This is a genomic window from Arthrobacter sp. 2YAF22_2, from assembly GCF_052114645.1.
Taxonomy (GTDB): domain Bacteria; phylum Actinomycetota; class Actinomycetes; order Actinomycetales; family Micrococcaceae; genus Arthrobacter.
In genome coordinates, this window is the sequence record NZ_JBFRFD010000309.1 from 1 (window position 1) to 4,578 (window position 4,578).

Genomic DNA, 4,578 nt, shown 5'->3' on the forward strand with positions numbered 1-4,578 from the left:
GAACTCGCATGAGCGGCCACGGCGCCCCCCAGATCGACCTCACCACCTTCGAACCCGGCGAAACCTCCCGGCTCAAGCTCGCCATTGTGGCCGCCAGCTGGCACACCAAGATCATGGATGGCCTGCTGGACGGCGCCCTGCGCGCCGCGAAAGACGCCGGCATCGGCGAACCCACCGTGCTGCGGGTCCCCGGAACCTTTGAGCTGCCGGTCGCGGCGGCGCGGCTGGCTCCGCACTTCGACGCCGTCGTGGCGCTCGGTGTCGTGATCCGCGGCGGCACCCCGCATTTCGAGTACGTCTGCGAAGCCGCCACCCTTGGCCTGACCGAAGTCAGCGTCCGGACCGGCGTGCCGGTCGGCTTCGGCGTGCTGACCTGCGACACCGAACAGCAGGGCATTGACCGGGCTGGACTGGCCGGCTCCAAGGAGGACAAGGGCCACGAGGCCGTCACCGCAGCCCTGGCCACCGCCGTCACGCTGAAGCAATACTCCTAGGCTGTGTATTCCCTCACATCGGCGTCGTCATGCAAGGCCCGGCAGGCGTCGGCCGGCCGTGAACAAGTAGGCTGGAAGGCGTGAAGAATTTCGAGTCGCTGTTCGCAGAACTGAGCGAGAAGGCAGCCACCCGCCCGGAGGGCTCCCGAACTGTAGCCGAGCTGGAGTCCGGAATCCACGGCATCGGCAAGAAGGTCGTGGAGGAAGCGGCCGAGGTCTGGATGGCTGCCGAGTACGAATCCGATGAGGCCGCAGCGGAAGAGATTTCGCAGTTGCTCTACCATCTGCAGGTTCTGATGCTCGCCAAGGGACTCAGCCTGGAAGACGTCTACAAGCATCTCTAGCCACGTCGCGCTGTCCTGCACTGACCTGCGTCCGCTCAGGACGGCGCACCCGTGGCCCGCAGAGCCCTGATGACTTCCTAACCAGAAAGAACACCTGCCATGCTGAGAGTTGCCGTCCCGAATAAGGGATCCCTGTCCGAAGCCGCCTCCGCGATGCTCGCCGAAGCCGGTTACCGCCAGCGCCGCGACAGCCGCGAACTGGTCATGGTGGATCCCGACAATGACATCGAATTTTTCTTCCTCCGCCCGCGTGACATCGCCGTGTACGTCGGCCAGGGCACCCTCGACGTCGGCATCACCGGCCGCGACCTGCTGCTCGACGCCGAGGTGGAAGCGGAGGAGCTGTTGCAGCTGGGCTTCGCCGTGTCCACATTCCGGTTCGCCGGACCGGTGGGGGATTTCACTTCCATCGACCAGCTCGAAGGAAAACGCCTCGCCACCAGCTACGACGGGTTGCTCCGCGGCTACCTCGCCGAGCGCGGCATCGACGCCAAAGTCGTGCGCCTCGACGGGGCGGTCGAATCTTCCGTCCGGCTCGGCGTCGCGGACGCCATCGCCGACGTCGTCGAGACCGGCACCACGCTCAAGGCCGCCGGGATGGAGATCTTCGGCGAGCCCATCCTGGATTCGGAGTCGGTCCTGATCGGCCGCCCGGGCGAGCAGAACCCGGCCATCGAAGTGCTGATCCGCCGCCTCCAGGGGGTCCTGGTTGCCCGCCGGTACGTGCTGATGGACTACGACATCCGCAAGGAGCTCGTGGAGCAGGCCGCCGGCCTGACGCCCGGGCTGGAGTCGCCGACCGTGTCGCCGCTGCGCGATTCGGACTGGGTGGCCGTCCGTTCCATGGTGCCCAAGAAGGAAACCAACCGGGTCATGGACGAACTCTACGACCTCGGCGCCCGGGCCATCCTGGTCAGCAGCATCCACGCCTGCCGGATCTAGCGCCGCACCCCGTGAAGCCACCGTCCATCAGTTCATCGTCCGTACGCCCAGTCCAGGAGCAGCCATGTCTGTAGCCGTCCGCGTCATCCCGTGCTTGGACGTCGACGCCGGCCGCGTGGTCAAGGGCATCAACTTCGAAGGCCTGCGCGATGCCGGCGACCCGGTGGAACTCGCGCACCGCTACGACAACGGCGGCGCCGACGAGCTCACGTTCCTTGACGTCACGGCGTCCTCGGGCAACCGCGAAACCACGTTCGACGTCGTCCGCCGGACGGCCGAGGAAGTGTTCATCCCGCTGACCGTCGGCGGCGGCGTTCGCGGCGTGGCCGAGGTGGACAAGCTGCTGCGCTGTGGTGCGGACAAGGCCGCCATCAACACGGCGGCCGTGGCCCGGCCCGATGTGATTGATGAGATCACCCGGCACTTCGGCTCCCAGGTCCTGGTGCTCTCCCTCGACGCGCGGCGCACCCGTCCCGGCTCGACACTGACCCCTTCCGGGTTCGAGGTCACCACGCACGGCGGCCGCCAGGGCACCGGCATCGACGCCCTGGCCTGGGCACGGGAGGCGGCCGACCGCGGCGTCGGCGAGATCCTGCTCAATTCAATCGATGCCGACGGCACCAAGGACGGCTTCGACCTGGAGCTGATCCGGTTGGCCCGCGCCAGCGTAAAGGTGCCGCTGATCGCCTCCGGCGGTGCCGGCAAGCCCGAGCACTTCCCGCCGGCCGTGGCTGCCGGCGCTGACGCCGTCCTGGCCGCCTCGGTATTCCACTTCGGTCCGCTCGACATGATCGCCCAGGTCAAGGCCGCCATCCGCGAGGCGGGCTTCGAAGTCCGCTAAGGGGACTTCCGCACCGGACGAACGTAGGTTGTGCCTGGGCCCACACCCGCAGGGTTCCCTGGCCGAGCTTGCGAGGTTAGGGAGCGGGTGGGGATTACAGGCCGACTTCGGCGGACTGCAGCAGGGCTACGGCGTCCGGCTGGCCTTCGAACGTCACCAGCGCGTGCCGGGTCCGGCCGTGGGCGTGCATCAGGAGTTCACCCGGTTCGCCGACGATTGCGACCGAGACAGGGGCGCGCTTGGCCACGTGTCGGGGGCCGGAGGGGCGCACCAGCACGATGCCCAGGTCCACGCCGCGGTACAAGATGGCGGCGCGCTTGATCAGTTCGCCCCAGAGCGCGTCAGAGTAGGCCTCGTCCAGGGCCCGCGGCGCCCACCGGTCCACCGCGCGGCGGACGTCCTCGGTGTGCACGAAGTACTCGATCAGGTTGGAGCTCTCGTCCAGGGCCTTGATCCGCAGGGGGGAGAACGCGGGCGGCCCGGAGCGGAAGGTGTTGACCAGCTTGGCGTACGCGTCCGGGGTTCGGACCTTGGCGGCGAGGTCGGCAGTTGCCTGGTCCGAGGCCTTGGACAGCCGCTTGATCAGCAGCCCGAGTCCGACGCGGGCTTTGCGCTCCCGCAGGTACAGGTGGGCGGCAAGGTCCCGGGTCTGCCAGCCCTGGCAGAGCGTGGGGGAGTCAGGACCGGCCGCCAGCAGGGTTTCGGCCAGGACTTCTCGGGATGGTTCGACGAATTGCATCACTTGTGAAAGTAGCACGAGACGCGCGCCTGTGGGCACAGGAAGGGGCGTGGTTTTGGCCCCGGCGGGCTTTTCGCCGGGATGTTAAGCACGGTGCGCCGCCCGCCGGGCGGCGCAGGGCCCGGAGGCACTAGACTTGACCTGATGTCTGAGCAGCCTGCCCCCGCCCCCGTCAGCGAATCCGCCCCTGAACTGGCCCGCGAATCCGTCCCTGAATTCGTCGGTGAGCCCTCCGTGGAGACAGCCGGTCAAGGTCCGCTGCCGGCCAGTCTTGCCGGGTCCCTGAAACGGGACAGCGCCGGCCTGGTGGCTGCAATCATCCAGCAGTTCGACACCAACGAGGTGCTCATGCTGGGTTGGATGGATGATGAGGCGCTGCACCGCACCATGACCAGCGGCCGGGTCACGTTCTTCTCCCGCTCCCGCCAGGAGTACTGGCGGAAGGGAGACACCTCCGGCCACGTGCAATGGGTCAAGTCCCTCGCGCTGGACTGCGACGGCGACGCCCTGCTGGTCCGGGTCGACCAGGTCGGCGCGGCCTGCCACACGGGGACCCGGACGTGCTTCGACGGGCGCGCGCTGGACGCCGTCGTCGGTCCCGCCGACTGACCCGCCCGCGGCGCACCCGGACCGTCAGCGCACGCCGGCCATCAGCGCCGGCCCTTCACCAGCTTCAGACCAAGAGAACAGGCGGACAAACGCAGCCATGCAGGACCTCGGAGTCATCAGCCCCAGCCTGGACGAGTTCCGGAAACTCGCCGGCCACAGCCGCGTCATCCCCGTCCGGCTGAAGGTGCTGGCCGACGCCGAGACCCCGATCGGGCTGTACCGCAAGCTCGCCCACGGCCAGCCCGGGACGTTCCTGCTGGAATCCGCCGCGGTGGGCGGCGCCTGGTCGCGCTACTCGTTCATCGGCGCGAGGTCCCGAGCCACGCTGACCACCAGCAACGGGCAGGCGCACTGGCTCGGCGAACCGCCCGTCGGAGTGCCGCTGGACGGCAGCCCCGTCGACGCCATCCGCGACACCGTCCGGGCCCTGCACACCGAACGCTTCGACGGCCTGCCGCCCTTCACCTCCGGCCTGGTGGGGTTCCTTGGCTGGGAAACCGTCCGGCACTGGGAGAAGCTCACCAGCCCGCCCGAGGACGACCTGGACCTGCCGGAGATGGCACTGAACCTCGTCACGGACATGGCGGTACACGACAACATGGACGGCAC

At 68.5% G+C, this 4,578-nt stretch carries 6 protein-coding genes and 1 pseudogene; 6 read left to right on the forward strand and 1 reads right to left on the reverse strand.

Annotation, left to right across the window (positions count from 1 at the left end):
- Positions 1-8: 8 nt before the first annotated feature.
- The 4 genes from ribH (at position 9) to hisF (ending at position 2,621) form a co-directional block, all read left to right on the forward strand.
- Positions 9-494: a 6,7-dimethyl-8-ribityllumazine synthase gene (gene ribH / locus AB4Y86_RS12830; RefSeq protein WP_441402609.1), complete on the forward strand. Its 486-nt coding sequence runs from the start codon at positions 9-11 to the stop codon at positions 492-494.
- 80 nt (positions 495-574) lie between these two features.
- Positions 575-838, forward strand: coding sequence for a phosphoribosyl-ATP diphosphatase (locus tag AB4Y86_RS12835; RefSeq protein WP_175321714.1), 264 nt, complete (start codon positions 575-577; stop codon positions 836-838).
- 99 nt (positions 839-937) lie between these two features.
- A complete protein-coding gene (gene hisG, locus AB4Y86_RS12840; RefSeq protein ID WP_441402606.1) occupies positions 938-1,780 on the forward strand; it encodes an ATP phosphoribosyltransferase in 843 nt (280 codons plus the stop codon).
- A 64-nt stretch (positions 1,781-1,844) separates the two neighbouring features.
- Positions 1,845-2,621 carry an imidazole glycerol phosphate synthase subunit HisF gene (gene hisF / locus AB4Y86_RS12845; RefSeq protein ID WP_441402607.1) on the forward strand — a complete coding sequence of 259 codons (777 nt, stop codon included), beginning with the start codon at positions 1,845-1,847 and terminating at the stop codon, positions 2,619-2,621.
- 94 nt (positions 2,622-2,715) lie between these two features.
- On the opposite strand, the gene AB4Y86_RS12850 is transcribed toward hisF, so the two are convergent.
- On the reverse strand, positions 2,716-3,360 hold the full coding sequence (locus tag AB4Y86_RS12850; protein WP_441402610.1) for a TIGR03085 family metal-binding protein: 645 nt from the start codon (positions 3,358-3,360) through the stop codon (positions 2,716-2,718).
- Between the two features lie 144 nt (positions 3,361-3,504).
- On the opposite strand from AB4Y86_RS12850, the gene hisI reads away from it, so the two are divergent.
- Entirely contained in the window at positions 3,505-3,969 is a 465-nt protein-coding gene (gene hisI, locus AB4Y86_RS12855; protein WP_441402608.1) for a phosphoribosyl-AMP cyclohydrolase, read from the forward strand.
- Positions 3,970-4,066: 97 nt separating this feature from the next.
- A pseudogene (locus tag AB4Y86_RS12860) lies at positions 4,067-4,578 on the forward strand (anthranilate synthase component I); the annotation flags it as partial.

Bases quoted from the DNA above. Each gene is read 5' to 3' on its own strand.
- hisF (WP_441402607.1), top strand. From the start codon at position 1,845: ATGTCTGTAGCCGTCCGCGTCATCCCGTGCTTGGACGTCGACGCCGGC.
- hisI (WP_441402608.1), top strand. From the start codon at position 3,505: ATGTCTGAGCAGCCTGCCCCCGCCCCCGTCAGCGAATCCGCCCCTGAA.
- ribH (WP_441402609.1), top strand. From the start codon at position 9: ATGAGCGGCCACGGCGCCCCCCAGATCGACCTCACCACCTTCGAACCC.
- AB4Y86_RS12850 (WP_441402610.1), bottom strand. From the start codon at position 3,360: ATGCAATTCGTCGAACCATCCCGAGAAGTCCTGGCCGAAACCCTGCTG.
- hisG (WP_441402606.1), top strand. From the start codon at position 938: ATGCTGAGAGTTGCCGTCCCGAATAAGGGATCCCTGTCCGAAGCCGCC.